Annotated in this window: 19 protein-coding genes and 1 tRNA gene; 8 read left to right on the top strand and 12 right to left on the bottom strand. The window is 67.5% G+C overall.

All coding sequences use genetic code 11. The annotated features are described in order from the left end of the window. Positions 1–89 precede the first annotated feature (89 nt). Positions 90–875 carry a CbiX/SirB N-terminal domain-containing protein gene (locus BM337_RS16815; protein ID WP_089818040.1) on the bottom strand — a complete coding sequence of 262 codons (786 nt, stop codon included), beginning with the start codon at positions 873–875 and terminating at the stop codon, positions 90–92. Positions 876–1,052: 177 nt separating this feature from the next. Here BM337_RS16815 and ddh point away from each other — a divergent pair, with 177 nt between their 5' ends. Continuing rightward, positions 1,053–1,973: a D-2-hydroxyacid dehydrogenase gene (ddh, locus tag BM337_RS16810; protein WP_089818039.1), complete on the top strand. Its 921-nt coding sequence runs from the start codon at positions 1,053–1,055 to the stop codon at positions 1,971–1,973. 37 nt (positions 1,974–2,010) lie between these two features. Here ddh and BM337_RS16805 read toward each other — a convergent pair whose 3' ends face one another. After that, on the bottom strand, positions 2,011–2,202 hold the full coding sequence (locus BM337_RS16805) for a DUF7576 family protein (RefSeq protein WP_089818038.1): 192 nt from the start codon (positions 2,200–2,202) through the stop codon (positions 2,011–2,013). A gap of 64 nt (positions 2,203–2,266) precedes the next feature. Beyond that, positions 2,267–3,457: a bifunctional sugar-1-phosphate nucleotidylyltransferase/acetyltransferase gene (gene glmU, locus BM337_RS16800; RefSeq protein WP_089818037.1), complete on the bottom strand. Its 1,191-nt coding sequence runs from the start codon at positions 3,455–3,457 to the stop codon at positions 2,267–2,269. Positions 3,458–3,637: 180 nt separating this feature from the next. On the opposite strand from glmU, the gene BM337_RS16795 reads away from it, so the two are divergent. Together BM337_RS16795 and BM337_RS16790 are read left to right on the top strand one after the other, a co-directional pair. Then, positions 3,638–3,994, top strand: coding sequence for a four-helix bundle copper-binding protein (locus BM337_RS16795; protein WP_089818036.1), 357 nt, complete (start codon positions 3,638–3,640; stop codon positions 3,992–3,994). Positions 3,995–4,124: 130 nt separating this feature from the next. Next, a complete protein-coding gene (locus tag BM337_RS16790) occupies positions 4,125–4,448 on the top strand; it encodes a DUF5783 family protein (RefSeq protein WP_089818034.1) in 324 nt (107 codons plus the stop codon). Between the two features lie 302 nt (positions 4,449–4,750). Here the strand turns inward: BM337_RS16790 and BM337_RS16785 are convergent. The 4 genes from BM337_RS16785 to gatC form a co-directional block, all read right to left on the bottom strand. Further along, positions 4,751–4,825 (bottom strand) — tRNA-Glu (locus BM337_RS16785). A gap of 131 nt (positions 4,826–4,956) precedes the next feature. Next, a complete protein-coding gene (locus tag BM337_RS16780) occupies positions 4,957–6,063 on the bottom strand; it encodes a M48 family metallopeptidase (protein WP_089818032.1) in 1,107 nt (368 codons plus the stop codon). 81 nt (positions 6,064–6,144) lie between these two features. Further along, the gene (gene gatA / locus BM337_RS16775) at positions 6,145–7,479 is read right to left on the bottom strand and encodes an Asp-tRNA(Asn)/Glu-tRNA(Gln) amidotransferase subunit GatA (RefSeq protein ID WP_089818030.1); all 1,335 of its coding nucleotides are present in this window, start codon (positions 7,477–7,479) and stop codon (positions 6,145–6,147) included. A 2-nt stretch (positions 7,480–7,481) separates the two neighbouring features. Beyond that, a complete protein-coding gene (gene gatC / locus BM337_RS16770; RefSeq protein ID WP_089818028.1) occupies positions 7,482–7,760 on the bottom strand; it encodes an Asp-tRNA(Asn)/Glu-tRNA(Gln) amidotransferase subunit GatC in 279 nt (92 codons plus the stop codon). Positions 7,761–7,995: 235 nt separating this feature from the next. Here gatC and BM337_RS16765 point away from each other — a divergent pair, with 235 nt between their 5' ends. The 4 genes from BM337_RS16765 to BM337_RS16750 all read left to right on the top strand — a co-directional run bounded on the left by BM337_RS16765 (position 7,996) and on the right by BM337_RS16750 (position 10,087). Next, positions 7,996–8,976 (top strand): transcription initiation factor IIB, encoded by a 981-nt coding sequence (locus BM337_RS16765; protein ID WP_089818026.1) that lies wholly within the window; start codon positions 7,996–7,998, stop codon positions 8,974–8,976. Between the two features lie 57 nt (positions 8,977–9,033). Then, positions 9,034–9,516: an NUDIX hydrolase gene (locus BM337_RS16760; RefSeq protein ID WP_089818024.1), complete on the top strand. Its 483-nt coding sequence runs from the start codon at positions 9,034–9,036 to the stop codon at positions 9,514–9,516. Between the two features lie 37 nt (positions 9,517–9,553). Beyond that, positions 9,554–9,754, top strand: coding sequence for a hypothetical protein (locus BM337_RS16755; protein WP_089818022.1), 201 nt, complete (start codon positions 9,554–9,556; stop codon positions 9,752–9,754). 123 nt (positions 9,755–9,877) lie between these two features. Next, entirely contained in the window at positions 9,878–10,087 is a 210-nt protein-coding gene (locus BM337_RS16750; protein WP_089818020.1) for a hypothetical protein, read from the top strand. 161 nt (positions 10,088–10,248) lie between these two features. On the opposite strand, the gene BM337_RS16745 is transcribed toward BM337_RS16750, so the two are convergent. From BM337_RS16745 to BM337_RS16730, 4 genes are all read right to left on the bottom strand, one after another. Beyond that, positions 10,249–11,337, bottom strand: a complete 1,089-nt coding sequence (locus tag BM337_RS16745; RefSeq protein WP_089818017.1) for an asparagine synthase C-terminal domain-containing protein — start codon at positions 11,335–11,337, stop codon at positions 10,249–10,251. Next, positions 11,337–12,023: a CehA/McbA family metallohydrolase gene (locus tag BM337_RS16740; RefSeq protein ID WP_089818015.1), complete on the bottom strand. Its 687-nt coding sequence runs from the start codon at positions 12,021–12,023 to the stop codon at positions 11,337–11,339. Before BM337_RS16740 ends, BM337_RS16745 begins: the two co-directional genes overlap by 1 nt. A 203-nt stretch (positions 12,024–12,226) precedes the next feature. Beyond that, on the bottom strand, positions 12,227–12,406 hold the full coding sequence (locus BM337_RS16735) for a DUF7331 family protein (RefSeq protein WP_089818013.1): 180 nt from the start codon (positions 12,404–12,406) through the stop codon (positions 12,227–12,229). 128 nt (positions 12,407–12,534) lie between these two features. Then, complete coding sequence (locus tag BM337_RS16730) at positions 12,535–13,338, bottom strand: hypothetical protein (RefSeq protein WP_089818011.1); 804 nt, start codon at positions 13,336–13,338, stop codon at positions 12,535–12,537. Positions 13,339–13,578: 240 nt separating this feature from the next. Here BM337_RS16730 and purL point away from each other — a divergent pair, with 240 nt between their 5' ends. Beyond that, positions 13,579–15,747 carry a phosphoribosylformylglycinamidine synthase subunit PurL gene (gene purL / locus BM337_RS16725; RefSeq protein ID WP_089818010.1) on the top strand — a complete coding sequence of 723 codons (2,169 nt, stop codon included), beginning with the start codon at positions 13,579–13,581 and terminating at the stop codon, positions 15,745–15,747. Positions 15,748–15,949: 202 nt separating this feature from the next. Here purL and BM337_RS16720 read toward each other — a convergent pair whose 3' ends face one another. Continuing rightward, on the bottom strand, positions 15,950–16,915 hold the full coding sequence (locus tag BM337_RS16720; RefSeq protein ID WP_089818009.1) for a hypothetical protein: 966 nt from the start codon (positions 16,913–16,915) through the stop codon (positions 15,950–15,952). Positions 16,916–17,263: the final 348 nt, after the last annotated feature.

Raw genomic sequence — 17,263 nt, 5'->3', positions numbered from 1 at the left:
ACGCCGGCCGCTCACAGTTCTTTCACTCTGACCGCGACGGAGGCCTGCGCTATCCCGAACGGCGTTGGCCGAGAAGATTCTCCGGCGGGCTACAGCGGCTCGCCCTCGCCGTCGCTAGCGAGAGCGTGCGCCCCCGACCTCAGCGCGGCTTCGAAGGAGTGCGGGCTCCCTCTCCTCGCGTCCGTCAACACCCGTTGCCTGGCGACCTCCGCCTCGATGGCATCCGTCACCAGCGAGTGGTCGCCGAGTGGGTCCGCGTACTCGATACCGCCGCGCTCGAGTTCGAGCTTCGCGGGAATCTCTTCCTCCGTCGCCGCGCCGGGATCGACGAACATCGGTGCGGCGACGGCGCGGTCCGTCGAGACGTTGTACCGGACGCACTCGACGGCGGGGTTCTGCATCAGGTAGCACGCCATCACCTCGCCGTAGTCGGACTGGCGGCGGATCCGGGCGGCGTGGTACTCGACGGCCTGGCGGTTGTACGGCGTCCCGCCGGAGCCGAACCCGACGAGGACGATTGACGCATTAGCGCCGGCCGCGACGTGGCTCGTCGCGCGTTCCAGGACCGCCCCGGTGACGGCCGGACTGTGACCGACCGGCTCGCAGTAGGTGACTGGAGCGGAGACGGCCGACAGCGCCGACGGGATGGCGTCCGTGGTCTCGCGTGAGTGTGACAGACACATCGGAATCGCGAACACGCGGTCCGCGTCGAGGCCGGCGAGCCGGTCGCGGAGCTCCCGGACGGGCTCGTGCTGGTACCTGGCGACTTCGACGGCGTCGGCCACGCCGCGGGTTCGCAGGCGCTCGCGGTGCGTTTCGACGGCGGACCGACCCTCGCTCTCGCGACAGACGAGAAGGAGCGTGTCTCGTGGCATGGGTGGATTCGCGGGTTAACAAGCTCGCTTTGGTTAACCCAAACTGGCTTGGTATGGGCGACGACGGGGACTCACATATACGTTGGGGTCCCGGCCGACTCCGGGATCAGGATCCGGAGTCGCCATGCTCACGGCCGAGGACGACAGTTTAGGACCTCGCGTGTGTACCGGTCGCACATGGACGTCGGTATCCACCGCTCGGTTCGGCAGATCTTCCCACCGGGCCACCTCCGCGAACTGATCGCCGACGTCGGCTCGGTCGCCGTCGTCCCGGACGACCGGCCGGTGGAGGACTGCGACGCGCTGGTCACCTTCGCCTACGAGCCGGCGTTCCTCGACGCCGATCTCGACTGGATCCACTCCGTCCAGGCGGGCGTCGACCGATTTCCCTTCGAGGACCTCTCGGACCGTGGGATCCGGTTGACGAACAGCACCGGCATCCACGGCGACGCCGTCGGCGAGACGGTCTTCGGCTACATGACGAGCTTCGCCCGTCGCCTCCACGTCTACCGGTCGAATCAGGAGCGACGGGAGTGGGGGCCGCCGGCGTGGGACGAGGCGTTCACGCTCGCCGGACAGTCCGTCACCGTCGTCGGCCTCGGGACGCTCGGCCGCGGGGTGGCCAGCCGGGCCGACTGCCTGGGGATGCACGTCACGGGGGTCCGGCGCACACCGACACCCGTCGACCACGTCGAGCGCGTCTACACGCCGACGGACCTGACCGAGGCCGTCGCCGACGCGCGATTCGTCGTCCTCACAGTCCCGCTGACAGAAGAGACGCGGAAACTGGTCGGCGAGTTCGAACTCGACGCGATGCGGTCCGACGCCTACCTGATCAACGTCGCCCGCGGCGCCGTCGTCGACCAGGCGGCGCTCCTCGATGCGCTCGAATCGGGTGGGCTCGCCGGCGCGGCCCTGGACGTCTTCGAAGACGAACCGCTCCCGGCCGACTCACCGCTCTGGGAGATGGACGACGTGGTCGTTACACCGCACGTCGCGGCCGCGACGCGGGACTACGCGGACCGCATCGCGGCTTTGGTCCGGGAGAACTGCCGTCGCCTGGAAGCCGGTCGGTCGCTGGCGAACGAAGTCGTGTGAACAGGGAATACCGGTCCCTCGCGGTCGCGGTCCGGTGCTAGAGGCCGTCGGCGTCCCAGCTATCGCGACAGTCGTCGTCGCAGAAGTGCACCGTCTCCACTGCGCCGTCTTCGACGCTGGTGGTCACCCGGTGGGTCGATTCCATCGCGACCGTCGCCCCGCACGTCGCACACGTCGGCGCGTCGGCGTCGTCGACGTCCTCGTTGAGGTCCGAAGTCGGATCTACCATTACGTCTTCACACGGCGGGGATAGGTCTCAAGTCACCGGTTGGTGCGAAAATGGCCAGCGGCCGTCAGCGGTCGCGAGTGACCGATTCGCCGGGCCTGGACACAGCGCCGGTCGACAGCGTCACACCGGGGTTGATGCTGGTGTTGATGCCGGTCTTGACGCCGTCGCCCGCGACGACGCCGAACTTTCGGCGACCGGTCGAGACGCGTTCACCCTTGACGGTGTGGGAGACGGTGGCGTCGTCGTGTCGCAGGTTCGCCACCTGCGTCCCGGCGCCGAAGTTGACGTCTTTCCCGAGCACGCTGTCGCCGACGTAGGAGACGTGCGGGACGGCCGACCCCGCGCGGACGACCGAGTTCTTTATCTCGACGCCGTGGCCGACGTGGGTATCCTCGCCGAGCAGCGTTGCGCCCCGGACGTAGGCGTTCGGTCCGATTTCGGCGCCCGCGCGGACGAGCACCGGGCCCTCGATAACGACGCCGTGTTCGACAGTCGCCCCCGCTTCGACGACGACGTCGCCGCGCAGTTCCGCGTCGCCGCGGACCTCGCCGTCGATGCGACGGTCGAGTTCCCCGATCTTCCACTCGTTGGCCTCCAGCAGTTCCCAGGGCCGCCCGCAGCCGAGCCAGCGGTCGACTTCGACCGTCCCGACGGAGCGCTCGTCGATGACGCGCGCGAGGACGTCGGTGATCTCGTACTCGCCGCGTTCGCTCATCTCGACGTCCAGCCAGTCTCTGGCTTCGGCGGGGAAGACGTAGGCGCCGACGTTGACCAGGTCACTCGGCGGGTCGGCGGGCTTCTCGACGATGCCGGTGACGACGTCGTCCTCGAGTTCGAACACGCCGTAGCTCGTCGGGTCGTCGACCCGATAGGTCCCCACTACGGGCCCGCGCTCACCGGCCTCGACGAGTTCGGCCACGCTCTCGTCGTCGTAGAGGTCGTCGCCGTTGAGGACGATGAACGCTCCCTCGAGGTGTTCGCGAGCCGACCGGACGGCGTGTGCGGTCCCGAGTTGCTCCTCCTGGACGGCGTAGTCGACGGGGACGCCCCGGTACTCGTCGCCGAAGTAGCCCCGGACCTCCTCCGCCTCGTAGCCGACGACCAGGACCAGGTCCGTGACGCCGGCGTCGACGGCGGCGTCGACCGTGTGCGCGACCAGCGGTCGGTCCGCGACGGGCAGCATCGGTTTCGGCGTCGACTCCGTCAGCGGCCGCATCCTGGTTCCCTCACCCGCGGCGAGGATGACTGCTTGCATGCCCGACAGGTCGCAGGGACCCGGTATATGCCTACCGCCATTCGCACGACAACGGGTCCCGAGCACCTCGCGAACCGGTGCCCAATAGCGGTCCGATCCCGCCGATCTATTGCCTGTTGACATAACCCTGAACACGCAGGCCGTCTGATGAAGTCTCTCTCGCCCGAACGAAGACCTGCTATGTCCTTGGCAGAGACGGTCTCCAAAATCGACCGACTGAACGACGACCAGCGCGAGTGTATCGAGAACTGCAACGAGGCCACAGAGGTGTGCGAGTGGTGCGCCGACGAGTGTCTCGGCGACGCCGATATGGAGGAGTGCGCCCGCCTCTGTCGCGACGTCGCCGACATCGCGTCGCTGCACGCCCGGTTCATGGCTCGCGGGTCGGACTACAGCAGCGACCTCGCGGAGACCTGCGCCGAGGCCTGTGAGGCCTGCGCCGAAGAGTGCAGCCAGCACGATGCGAATCACTGCCAGGTCTGTGCCGACGTCCTCCAGGACTGCGCCGAGAGTTGCCGGAGGATGGCAGGCGCGTAACGGCCGTCACCGAGGTCCCCGCTTTTTTCGCCCGGCGCTACTCACCGAAGTCGATGGTGTATTCTGGTCTCGAAGCACCACGGAGTCCCGAACGCTGGTTGTTTACAGGCCACCGGACCAACGGGGACCCATGACGACCTTCGACCCCGAGAAGTTCGAGGACAAGTACGTCCACTACATGGACGAACTCCAGACCGCCTACCACGACGCCTACCAGCACTTCCACGGGCGGTACGACTCCTCACTTCTGAGGGCCATCGACCGACAGGTGCTCGACGGGAGCGAGCCGTTCTACGAAGGGGACGGCGAGTTCCGCGTCGAACTTCCCGAGAATCCCCGTGAGCGAGTCGGCGACCTCTCCGTCAGCGACGAGCGATTCGACGACGTCCTCCGGGAGTTCACCGAGCAAATCGAGGTCGAGTTGCGACGCGTCTTCGGGTTCGAAGAGGAGTGACGGCGCGCTAAACCAGAGAAATTGCTCGGTCGGGGATATTTTGAACCACGCCCAGACGTTCCTGCTCGTTCGCTTCGCTCACTGCGCGGGCTGCGTCTGGTCTACTTCAAATCCCGCTCCCTGTGCTGTTTCTTCGTCACTGCGTTCCTCAGAAACATGCTCGGTCGGGGATTTGAACCGAGGCGAGACGGTCCGGGCGTGCGGCCTCGCTTCGCTCGGCCGGCCGGGCTGCGACTCGCGTGTTCAAATCCCGCTCCCTGCGCGTGGATGTTTCTCGCTCCCGTTGGTCGCTCGAAAATCCATGCTCGGTCGGGGATTTGAACCCCGGTCATCGGCTCGAAAGGCCGAAATGATTGGCCGGACTACACCAACCGAGCGCTGCAATAGAATGGTTCGGCTGGGGGTATAAAAAATCGTCTTTCTTCGTCGGGTATGCAAGGGCGTGACTCGGACCCCCGTCAGTGTTCGCGGCCACCGACAGCCGCCTCCGAAACCAGCCCGGTGTCGCCTATCGGTCCCGGAGCGCGGCGATCCGTTCGTCGGGTTCTGGATGGGAACTCGGAAGGGTCCGTTCGCAGAACCGGTCCCAGCGGGCGGCGATGCGGTCGAACCGGTCCGCGTCGCCGTCGTCGGGGCTCGTGGATTCACCGACCGCGTACGGGAGGATACACAGTTCCCTGATGCCGGGCGTCGCAGTCCGCAGGTCGGCCTCCGGCCGACGGTCTCCGGTCAGGGTCTCGAGCGCGCTCGCCAGCGCCGCGGGCGACCCGCAGATGGCGACCCCACCGGCGTCGGCCCCGTACTCTCGAACGCGGGAGAGGAGGCGATAGCAGCCCGAGCTGGCGAAGTAGATGACGCCCGCGACCGGTACGAGGACGACCACGAACAGCAGGTTCCTGAGCGTATTGTAGCCGTGAACCACGTCTCGCCACCGCCACTCGGCGTCCTCGCCGCGGAGTCTGGCGCTCAACCATCCGTCGCCTAGTTCGGTTCCGAACGAGCGGACGACTCGGCGCGTTGCCGTCGGGAGGAACGCTGCGGCCGTCATCACGAACGCGTCGCCGTTGTCGAGGTGCGCGAGTTCGTGGGCCAGTATGGCGTCGAGTTCGTCGCCGTCGAGGACGTCGTCGTCGAATGTGTCGAGGAGGCCCGTCGTCACGAACAGCGTCCGCTTGCCAGGGCGACTGACGACGAAGCTGTTCGGCGTCTCGTCGGGGACGACGGAGACGCTCGGGGGCGACATGCTGGCCGTGTGCGCTAACTTCGTGACGCGTCCTTCGAGCGCGGCGACCCGCGCTTCGTCCACGGGCGCGTCGTCAGCCGATGCGTCGATCGTCTCGACGTGACGCAGTGTCTTCCGGTAGCCGAACACGGACTGGGCGACCAGGACGGCGGGCGTCCCGAGGAGGACGAACAGGTCGAGCGGGACGACGTCCATCGCGAGCGTCGCGGCAGCCAGGTCGGGATTGAACTGCGTCGCCATCATGACGGCGAAAAAGAGGTGTCCGAGCACGTACGCGGCGACGACCGCGACGACGTCGAAAGCGACGAGGACGGCGAGGAGGGCGACGAGGCGGAGGTGACGTCGGAGCGAGGATCGGTGACGCAGGGCCATCGTTCGACGCCACTCGTCGGCGAACGAAAAAACTGTCGAACGAAACGAACGTCTGGCGAATCGTCTGCAAACCGTACCGGACTACGCGAGTGCGCTGCCGGCGCGGATAATCGCCTTCTCGCCGAAGGCAGGGCCGACGAACTGCATCCCGACCGGGAGGCCGTCGCTGGTCTCCTCGATGGGGACCGAGATGGCGGGCAGGTCGGCGAGGTTAACCGGCGTCGTGTTGGCGTCGGCGAGGTACAGCGCCATCGGGTCCTCGAGGTTCTCGCCCCGCTCCATCGGCGGGACGGGCATCGTCGGCGCGGCGAGCACGTCCGCGTCCGAGAGGGACTCGTCGAAGTCCTGCTTGACCCAGGCGCGGGCGTCCTGGGCCTGCTTGTAGTACTTGTCGTGGTAGCCCGCGGAGAGGGCGTACGTGCCGAGGACGACGCGGCGCTTGACCTCCTTGCCGAAGCCCTCCTCGCGCGTCTCGGCGAAGGCCTCGTTCCAGTTCCCGTCCGAATCACTGGAGTAGCCGTAGCGGACGCCGTCGAAGCGGGCGAGGTTCGAGGACGCCTCGGACATCGCGATGACGTAGTAGGCCTCGACGGCGTGCTCGACGGAGGGAAGGTCGACGTCGTGGTAGGACGCGCCCTGGGATTCGAGGTCGTCGATGGCCGACCAGAACGAGTCGGTGACCGCCTCGTCGGCGGGTTCGACCAGTTCCGTCGGGACGCCGATTGAGAGGCCGTCGACGTCGCCGTCCGCGGCGGCGGCGAAGTCGTAGTCGGTGCCGTGGTCGGTCGCGTCTTCGGTCGTCGCGTCGTTCGGGTCGGGCCCGGCGACGACCTCCAGCAGTTCGGCGGCCTCCTCGACGCTGGGGGCGATGGGACCGATCTGCTCGAGACTGTTGGCGTAGGCGACCAGGCCGTAGCGCGAAACCAGGCCGTACGTCGGTTTGATGCCGACGACGCCGCAGAAGGCGGCGGGGTTCCGGACCGACCCACCGGTGTCGGTCCCCAGCGCGAGGTCGGCGTCACCGGCGGCGACGACGGCGGCCGACCCACCGGAGGACCCTCCGGGGACGTGTCCCGGCGCCGCGGGGTTGTCGGTCGGGCCGAACGCCGAGGTCTCGGTCGTGCTGCCCATCCCGAACTCGTCCATGTTCGTCTTGCCGGTGATGGTCGCGCCGGCCTGCTTCAGGCGCTCGACGACGGTGGCGTCGTACGGCGGGACGTAGTCCGCCAGCATCGCGGAGCCACAGGTCGTCCGGACGCCCTCGGTGGAGATGTTGTCCTTGACAGCGATCGTCTTCCCGGCGAGCGGTCCGTCGTCGTCGCCGGCTATCTCCGTCGTGGTGACGTAGCCGTTGTAGTCGGTGGCGTCGTCCGTTTCGTCGCCCACGTCGACGGCGTCGGCTGGATCCGTCGCCATGGTCAGGACACCTTCGGGCCCTTGAAGTGGCCCTCCTCGGACTCGGGCGCGTTCCGGAGCGCCTCCTCCTGGCTGAGGCAGTCGTGCGGTTCGTCCGGTCGCATCACGTTCGCCAGTTCCTCCTCCCGGTCGACTTCTGGGACCGCGTCGAGGCGGTCGAACGATTCGAGGATGTCGGCGAACTGGTCGGTGAACCGGTCGACCTCCTCGTCGTCGAGGTCGACCCGGGCCAGGTCCGCGACGTGGCGGACGTCCTCCGGGTCGACGGCGTCGTCGCTCATATCGCTTCGAAACGCTGGCCCAGCGGTAAGCGTTTCGATACCGCGGGTGTGGTAACCGACGGCCCACAGCCCGGTACGCGAGCCGCGAACAAACGATATGAACAGTTACGCAAACCTGAGTTTCCGAATCGAAAACAGGCCTTCACAGATAGGGAAAGGTTTTAAGTTCTGACACTCACAATATATCTACTGTACAGTGAGTTTTGCGGGTGTCCGACCCGTCAGTCAGTAACCAATGACAGACACTACCATCCGGCGTTATACGAGCGAGGAGGAGGACGACGAGGAGAGCCGAGCGGACGAGACGCAGGGAGAGCAGATGGTCTGTCCGGAATGTAGCGGGAATCTCGTTTCGGACGGGGAGCGTGGCGAGACCGTGTGTGAGGACTGCGGGCTCGTCGTCGACGAGGACGAGATCGACCCCGGGCCGGAGTGGCGCGCCTTCGACGCCGCCGAGAAAGATCAGAAGTCTCGCGTCGGTGCCCCCACGACGAACATGATGCACGACAAGGGCCTGTCGACCAACATCGGCTGGCAGGACAAGGACGCCTACGGCAACTCCCTGTCCTCGCGCCAGCGCGAGAAGATGCAGCGACTGCGTACCTGGAACGAGCGCTTCCGGACCCGCGACTCCAAGGAGCGCAACCTCAAGCAGGCGCTCGGCGAGATCGACCGCATGGCGAGCGCCCTCGGCCTGCCCGAGAACGTTCGCGAGACCGCCTCCGTCATCTACCGCCGCGCGCTCGACGACGACCTGCTTCCCGGCCGCTCCATCGAGGGCGTGGCGACGTCGTCGCTCTACGCCGCCGCGCGACAGGCGGGCACGCCCCGGTCGCTCGACGAGTTGACGGCCGTCTCCCGCGTGGAGAAAGACGAGATCGCCCGCACGTACCGGTACGTCATCCGCGAACTCGGCCTCGAGATCCAGCCAGCTGACCCGGAGAGCTACGTCCCCCGCTTCGCCAGCGATCTGGACCTCTCCGAGGAGGTGGAACGCCGCGCCCGACAGCTCCTCCAGAACGCCAAGGCCGAGGGCGTCCACTCCGGCAAGTCCCCCGTCGGCCTCGCTGCCGCGGCGGTGTACGCCGCCTCGCTGCTCACCAACGAGAAGGTGACCCAGAGCCAGGTCAGCGACGTCGCGAACATCTCGGAAGTGACCATCCGCAACCGGTACCACGAGCTGCTCGAGACGGAAGAGGACATCCAGGCGGTCTGAGGACACTTTTTCAGCGAGACCGAAACGCCAATCTCCCCCGTCGCCCACGGCGATGGCATGGAGACGACGCGCCATTTTACCGCGACCGTCTACGTCGTACATCCGAGCGACAGCGGTGACGCGGTCGCCCTGCACGAACACGACAAGCACGGGCTCTGGCTCGCCCCGGGCGGCCACGTCGAACGCGACGAACTCCCCCACGAGGCCGGCCTCCGCGAGGTTCGGGAAGAACTCGGCTTCGAGGTGGAACTCGTCGCCGACCGGGACGACGTCGAGAGCGAAACCACCCGGTCGCTCCCCCAGCCCACCCACGTGCAACTGGCCGACATCAACGTCACTGACGAGGGAATCGGCCACCAGCATATCGACCTGATCTACTACGCCGAGGCTCCACACCGTGACATCGACCCGGAACCCGGCGAACAGCCGGCCGATCACTGGGAGTGGGTCACGAACGCGGAACTGGCGGACCGCGAAGAGATCCCGTCCGACGTGACCGAGATCGGACGGCGGGCCATCCGGACTGTCGCCCAGCAATAGCACCAGGGAAAAGACGGCGCGGCCCCAATTCGAAGCCATGCCCCGACGGTGTCCCGACTGCGGCGTCGAGATGGGCGAGGTCGACTTCCAGATGAGTAACGCCTACCATCCGAACGTCAAGCTCCCCGAGCGAAGCGAGGGTATCCTCGGGTCGCTGGGCGTGAAGGAGCGACGCGACGTCTCGGTGTTCATGTGCCCGGAGTGCGGACTGCTCCGGTTCTACGCGGACATCGAATAGTCCGGGCGAGGCGAACAGCGGTGGCGGTAGCCGTCGTACGGAGTAGCGACGGCGTGACGATTGTGGCAGTCACTGACGCTCGATTTCGGGAGTTTATTGGCAAACAGGTGAGGGTTGCAGTTCATGGACAGGAACTGCCCCGACTGCGACGTCGCCCTCCAGACGGTCAGCTTCGGCATGAAGGTTGGCGTCAACGACGCCTGGAGTCCGTACGTCAAGACCGAACGATCCAGTGGTGGATTGCTCGGAACGCTCGGCGTTTCAAAGAAAAACGACGTCGATGCACATCTCTGTCCCGACTGTGGGAGGGTGTTGCTCTACGCCGACGTTTGATGGAACGTGCGCGATGTCAAACTTGGTCGACCAGCGACACCCCGCCCTCAGCTTCAAGTAAGAACACGGGGCCAGAAAGCGCGTGCGCTGAGGATCTCCCCGTGACGGCCTCGCGACGCCGGCGGCACACCGTCACGGACAACAATCGTGCCGTCCGTTCGCTACAGCAGCGACGCCACGTACTTGCCGACGTGGTCGTCCATCCGGCGTTTGAACCCGGCCTGACGGGCAAGTCGGTCCAGTTCTCGGGAGACCAGGCTCCCGTACTGGACCGCCTTCTTGTCGCGCTCGGCGATTTCGTCCGGAAGCCACTCGCGCGCTGCCCGCCGGAGCGCGACCTTTCGGGTTCCGTCACTGGCAACGAGCAGGTCGCCCGGGAGTTCGAGTGCCGCCTCGACCACTGAATCGTGGAGCAGCGGCGCGACCGGTTCGACGCCCGCGGCCCGTAACGTGAGCACGTCCCGTTCCAGCTGGTCGGGGAGCCCCAGCACGACCTCGCGTCGCGCGCCACGAACGGTGTCGGCGTCGACGCGGGGGTCGTCGGGCGCTTTGGCGACCTTCGCGTAGCCGCCGAACAGTTCGTCGGCGCCCTGCCCGACGGCGAGGCGGTCGAACCCGTCGCCGGCGGCCCGGTCCGCGGCCAGGAACAGGCCCAGCGCTATCTGGACGTCCATCGCGTTGGTCCGGCCGGTGGCGCGGGCGATTCGCGGGACCGCATCCACGAGGTCGTCGTGGGTGAGTTCGACGACGGTCAGGTCCGCGTCCAGCAGTTCGGCTGCGGATCGAGCCGCCTCGACGTCGTGGCTGTCCGGGAACCCGGCGACGTACAGCGGCGCGTCCAGTCGGGCGGCCAGAATCGCCGAGTCGAGGCCGCCGGAGAACGCGATCGCGAGGCCGTCCGTCGAGACGGCGTCGACGCTCTCCGAGACGGCGTCGCGGACCGCCGCGACGGCTGCTGCGTCGTCCGGACACGGCGATGGGTCGGGGAGCGAGAGCACCTGCTCGCTCCTGGACGCGTCCACGCGATGTCCAGCGGGAACGCTCTCCGGGTCGGTCAACTCGGTCGGGTCGAAACTCCAGTCGCCCGAAGCGGCCGGGTCTCCCGCTTCGCGCTCGTAGAACGCCGGATAGCGGCCGAGGACGTCGCGGACGAGCGCGCCGTCCAGTTCGCCGGCGAAGCCGTCCGTACCCGACAGCGGGTCTCTGTCGGAGAGCGCGCGACGCACGACTGCTGGGTCGGCGCCGTCCATCATGCGAGGAACTGCGTGAGCCAGTTTCTGGCGCGCCGTTTCGCCCCGCCGGCCGCCTGCCGGAAGCTGATGCGCCACGGCGTCCGCTTTCCCTCCACTGTCGTCTGTCCGTCGGCGACCGCGTCGAGAATCGCGTCTGCCGACGACGCTTCGGCGTCGACCAGGGTGACGGCCTGGCCGACCATCTCGCTGATGTGGGCGTCGCTGCCGGCGGTCATCGGCAGGCTACGTCGGCGGGCGTACCGGGCAGCCTGGCGGTTCGCCCGGCCGGTCAGTAACCTGGAGTTGTACACCTCGATGGCGTCCGCGTCGGCGAGGTCTTCCTTCGAGATGTTCGCGAGGACGCCGCTGCGGGACTCCTGGAACGGGTGAGGAACGACGGCGATCCCGCCCTGGTCGCGGATGGCGGCGAGCGTCTCGTGAAACGGGAGACCGGCAGGGATCGCCTCGTGGATGCCGAGCGCGAGCACGTGGCCGGCGCGACTGGTCACCTCCATCCCCGGGATGCCGACCAGCCCGTACTCCGGGGCCAGTTCGGCCGCTTCGAGGCTCGCGTCGATCTCGTCGTGGTCGGTGATCGCCAGCGCGTCGAGCCCGACGGCCGCCGCCTGTTCGAGCAGGAGTTCGACCGGGTCGCGGCCGTCGTACGACAGCGCGGAGTGGGCGTGAAGCTCGACCGATAGCACGCCCGTGGGTTGGCGACGTAGTATGAAAAACGCCCCGGTCCGCGATACGCCCGTCAGATGCCTCTAAGACGGCTGCTATCGGGCGAAACCGAGATTACTGGGCTGGTGATCGGGCACTCGCAACTAGATCGCCAGTAACAACGTCGAAACCAGCGGAAGAAAGGGCCTTACTGCGTCGTGAGCGGGCAGGAACGCCCGGCCCGTCACGCGCCGTCCGCGGAGAGGCCCACCACCGTGTCCGAGCGGATCCACGCCTCGGGCTGGGACTCGTCGCGGATGACGAAGGCGCCGTCCTCGGTCTCGTAGGCGACGTAGCTGTCGCCGCTCTCCGACTGACGGACTGGGGCCCCGGGTCCGCTGGGGGCGTCGTCGTTTGAGGTCATCACCTGCGGCTAGGAGATGGAAGTACTTGAGTTATGCAGTCGTTTCTCACACACTGCGACGGGATCGGGCCGTCGTCGTCCGGCCGTCGTCGTCTGGCCGTCGTCACGGGCGGTTCGGAGACGAGAGGTCAGTGCAGGAACCGCTCCAGCGATTCGGCGTCCGGATCGTATCGTGTCCAGCCCCGGGCGTCGAGTAGCTTCGTCATCCCGGAGAGGTGGTCGAACCCCACGACCGCGACGACGCTGCCCCGCTGGCGGACGTCGGCCAGGCTCGCGACCATGGTCTCCTCGCGGGCCGCGTCGACGACGTCGTTGGCGAGAGGTTGTTCGAACGCTCGCAGCACAGAGAGACTCCGCGTGAGCTGTCGGTGTTCGTCCTCGGCCTGCATCGACGGCGTCGCGTCCCGTCCGATGTCGTGTTCGTTCGCGCGGTCGTTGACGGGAGCTGCCGTCCCGAACCGGCCCAGCGCGGCCGAGAGGCGACAGGAGAGCGCGTGACCGGCGACGTCCGAAACGGAGCCCAGAACCCGTTCGAGGGTGTCGAGCGACGCCGATTCCCGGCGGAGTTCGGACAGGAGCGACCTGGCGAACCGCGGACCGAGCGTGTCGATTCCGGTTCGGTCCGCGCCGGTGTTCGCCGCCGCGGCGAGGGCGGCGCTCATCTCGCCACCGGTGGAAGCGTCGCCGTTCGCATCGCGACCGACGCGTTCGAACAGGGGGAGTGCGAGGCGGGGCAGTTCGACGCCGACGACGTCCGGTCGGAGTGATTCGACGAGTGCGCGGGCCCGGAACGTGCTCGCCGGATGGTCGTGGACGCATCCCACGACGAGCACCGGACAGCCGTCGGGGTCGTCGTAGAGACGTAACTGTTCGGAGTTGATGCGGGGGTCTGCGAGGAGGGCAGCCGGATCGCGGCGGGGAACGTCCGACATCGTAGCGTTGCCATCGGTTTGCCGTACTGCGGTTTAACTGTTTCTTACCCTGCGATAACATTCTCTTACGACGTCAGGTCAGGGCGGAACGGTGGGGTGCCCAGACAGGGATTCCGGATCCCGGGGCGGAGCCAGCGAGGACACGTGGCACGCTCGTCAGAGCGACGTTCCGTCACTGAGGGCAGCGGGTACAACCCCGCATGGAAAGCGATTTAGCCGGCCGGTGGCGACGGGCAGGTAATGAGCCTGTCCGACGCAGACCACGACCTCGTGGTAGCCGAACTCGGCCGGGAGCCGACGCCCGCCGAGGCGGCTCTCTTCGAGAACCTCTGGAGCGAGCACTGTGCCTACCGGTCCTCGCGGCCGCTGCTCTCGGCCTTCGACTCCGAGGGCGACCAGGTCGTCGTCGGGCCCGGGGACGACGCCGCCGTCGTCGCCCTCCCGGACCACGGCGACGGGGACGGCGAGACGTACATCACGATGGGAGTCGAGAGCCACAACCACCCCTCCTACGTCGACCCGTTCGACGGCGCAGCGACGGGCGTCGGCGGCATCGTCCGCGACACGCTGTCGATGGGCGCCTACCCCATCGCGCTCGCGGACTCGCTGTACTTCGGCGACTTCGACCGTGAACACTCTCGCTACCTCATGGAGGGCGTCGTCGAGGGGATCAGCCACTACGGCAACTGCATCGGCGTCCCGACGGTGACGGGAAGCACCGCCTTCCACGACGATTACGAGGGGAACCCCCTCGTCAACGTGGCCTGCATCGGTCTCATCGACGACCCCGAGCGCATGGTCACGGCCGAGGCCCAGGAGCCCGGCAACAAGCTCGTCCTCGTCGGCAACTCGACGGGGCGTGACGGCCTCGGCGGGGCGTCCTTCGCCAGCGAGGACCTCGCCGAAGACGCAGAGACGGAGGACCGCCCGGCCGTCCAGGTCGGGGACCCCTACACCGAGAAACTCCTCGTCGAGGCCAACGAGGCGCTCCTCGACGAGGACCTGGTCGAGTCGGCCCGTGACCTCGGCGCCGCGGGCCTCGGCGGCGCGAGCTCCGAGATGGTCGCCAAGGGCGGCCTCGGCGCCGATATCGAGCTCTCGAACGTCCACGAACGGGAGCCGAACATGAACGCCATGGAGTACCTGCTCGCCGAGAGCCAGGAGCGGATGTGTTACGAGGTCGAACCGGAGAATGTCGACCGCGTGCGCGAAGTCGCCGAGCGCTTCGACCTGGGCTGTTCGGTCATCGGCGAGGTCACCGACGGCACCTACCGGTGTACGTTCGAGGGCGAGACGGTCGTCGACGTCGACGCCCACTTCCTCGGTGAAGGTGCCCCGATGAACGACCTCCCGATGGTCGAACCGGCGGAACAGGAGCGCGACCTGCCGGAGGACGTCGACCTCACGGAAGCGTTCGAGGCCGTCGTCGGCAGTCCCAACACCGCCTCCAAGCGCTGGGTGTACCGACAGTACGACCATGAGGTCCAGGTCCGGACGTCGGTGCTGCCGGGCGACGATGCGGCCGTGCTCGCGGTTCGGGAGGCCAACACTGGGCTCGCCTTCTCCTCCGGTGCCGACCCTAACTGGACCGACGCCGCGCCGTACGAGGGCGCCCGCGCCGTCGCACTGGAGAACGCGACGAACGTCGCCGCGAAGGGCGCCGAGCCGCTGGCCGCCGTCGACTGCCTCAACGGCGGCAACCCCGAGAAACCGGAAGTGTACGGCGCGTTCAAGGACATCGTCGACGGCCTGGCGGACATGTGCTCGACGCTCGACGTCCCTGTCGTGGGTGGTAACGTCTCGCTGTACAACGACTCCGTCGCCGGTCCCATCCCGCCGACGCCGACGCTCGCGCTCGCCGGGACGAAGCAGGGGTACGACGCACCCCCGATGGGCCTCTCCGGTGAGGGAACGCTCCTGCTGGTCGCCGCTCGCGCGCTCGAGGGCGACGCCGAACCCCGCCTCGGTGGGTCCGAGTACCTCGCCCAGTTCGGCGGGACGGATCGCTTCCCGGAACTGCCCGCGGACCCTGCCGGCCTCGTCGCCACTATCGCCGACGTCGCGAACGAGGCGAACACGCTGGCGACCCACGACCTGAGCCACGGCGGGCTCGCCGTCGGACTGGCGGAGATGGTCACCGAGGGCGCCGGCGCGGACGTCGCCATCGACGCGCCGAACAAAGGGAGCGCCGCCGAGTTGCTGTTCGGCGAACAGGCCGGGCGCGTGATCGTCGAGACGACGGATCCGCAGGCTGTCCGGCAGGCCTTCGACGGCGTCGCGCCGGTGTACGACCTGGGCGAGGCCGACGACTCCGGTACGCTCGACGTGACCGTCAACGGCGAATCGCTGGCTTACGACGCGGCTGCAATCGCCGAACTTCGTGACGTCTTCGAGCGCGAGCTGGCGTAGTTCGGGTTCACCTCCGTCCGAGCGGTAACGCTCGTTCTCACGTCCCCTCACCTCACGCTCGGAGTCGAAGTCACGTAGCAGACGCTCTCTCAGTTCCGTTCGGCGACACTCGTCGAGTTCGGTCACGTCCGAGTAGCGCGAGCGCGGTCGCTCGCGTCGAAAAAACAGACCGAGAGGGGGACTTCGGGCTACAGGTGACTCCTTACAGGAGACCGAACAGCCCGGCGTCGGCGTTCCCGGAGGCGCTGACGTTGCCGCTGGCGTTCACGGTCCCGTTCGTCGTGTTGGCGTCGACCGTACTGTCCGACTCGACCGAGGCGTCCGCGTCGGCGTCGGCATCGGCGTCACCGTTCGCGCTCGCGTCCACACCGGCGTCAGCCGAAGCGTTACCGGCGTCCACACCAGCGTCAGCCGAGGCGTTGCCGGCGTCTACACCGGCGTCAGCCGAAGCGTTCGCGCGGACGTCAGCGGACGCGTTCGCGCCCGGTCGGTCGTCGTTCGCCGCGGGGTTGTTCTCCTGTGCGAACGCCGAGACGTCCTGGCCGATGGACGCGCTGGCGTCGACGATGGAGCCGACGAAGGCGGAGATCTGGGCGCCGAAGCCGCCCTGGCTCTCTGCCGCGGACCGGTCGTCGGACTCACCGCTGGACTGGCGGTCGTCGCCGTCGTCGCTCTCGGTGCTAGACTCGTTCGATTCAGTCGCCTCGTCCGACTCGTTCGACTCGTTCGTTTCGGTCTCGTCGCCGGCCTCGCTCGCGACCTCACCCGCCGACGTGGCCGAGAGCGTGATGGTCGCCTCGCCCTCGACTGCCGGGTCGGGGTCCAGGACGACCGTCCCGTTCGCGCGGGCGTCGTCGGACTCGACGGTCAGTTCGACGGTCGTCTCCGCGTCCGGGTGGGCCAACACGACCTGCCCGTCCGCGTCCGTCGTGTGCGTGCCGTCGCCGCTGTAGGACGCGTCACCGACCGAGTCGACGTGGACGTCCACGTCCGCCGCGGCGGAGCCGTTCTCCTCGACGGTGACGATGGTCGCGTCCTCGGTCACCTCGACGGTCGCCGTGAACGTCTGGCTGGCTGTACCACTCGTCTGGGCGGCCGCGGGCGCCGTGCCCGCGAGGAGCACCGCCGCCGCGACCGCGATCGTCAGCAGGGTTCGGTTGGCGAACATTGCACTCGGTTCGTGAGCGAGGATGGGAGATAAACCCGGTCGGACGTTCGGTTCTGTTCGAATTGGTCGATACGAGTGCAGAACGTTTTGTACGGTTTATCGGCGTTTGTGGCCGTTTGTTTAGTACAGGGAGACAGAATAACTAACGTTCACTCGTGTGGACCGATGCCACACCTCCCGCGCTGGACGGTCGCGAACGCGACTCTCGCTGGTCTCTGGTTCAACTCCGCCCTGAACGGGCGTTTTAGGGATTCTCTATTGCGTGACTCCGTTCCGCCGTAGGATGGAACGTACACCTGTGTACTGAGTGGGTGGTTCGTCGCGATCTCGATGGAAGAAACAAGACCG

Source organism: Halomicrobium zhouii (assembly GCF_900114435.1).
Lineage (GTDB): Archaea > Halobacteriota > Halobacteria > Halobacteriales > Haloarculaceae > Halomicrobium > Halomicrobium zhouii.
Note: the sequence above shows the minus strand (reverse complement) of the source record. Positions and strands in the feature narration are given on the sequence as shown.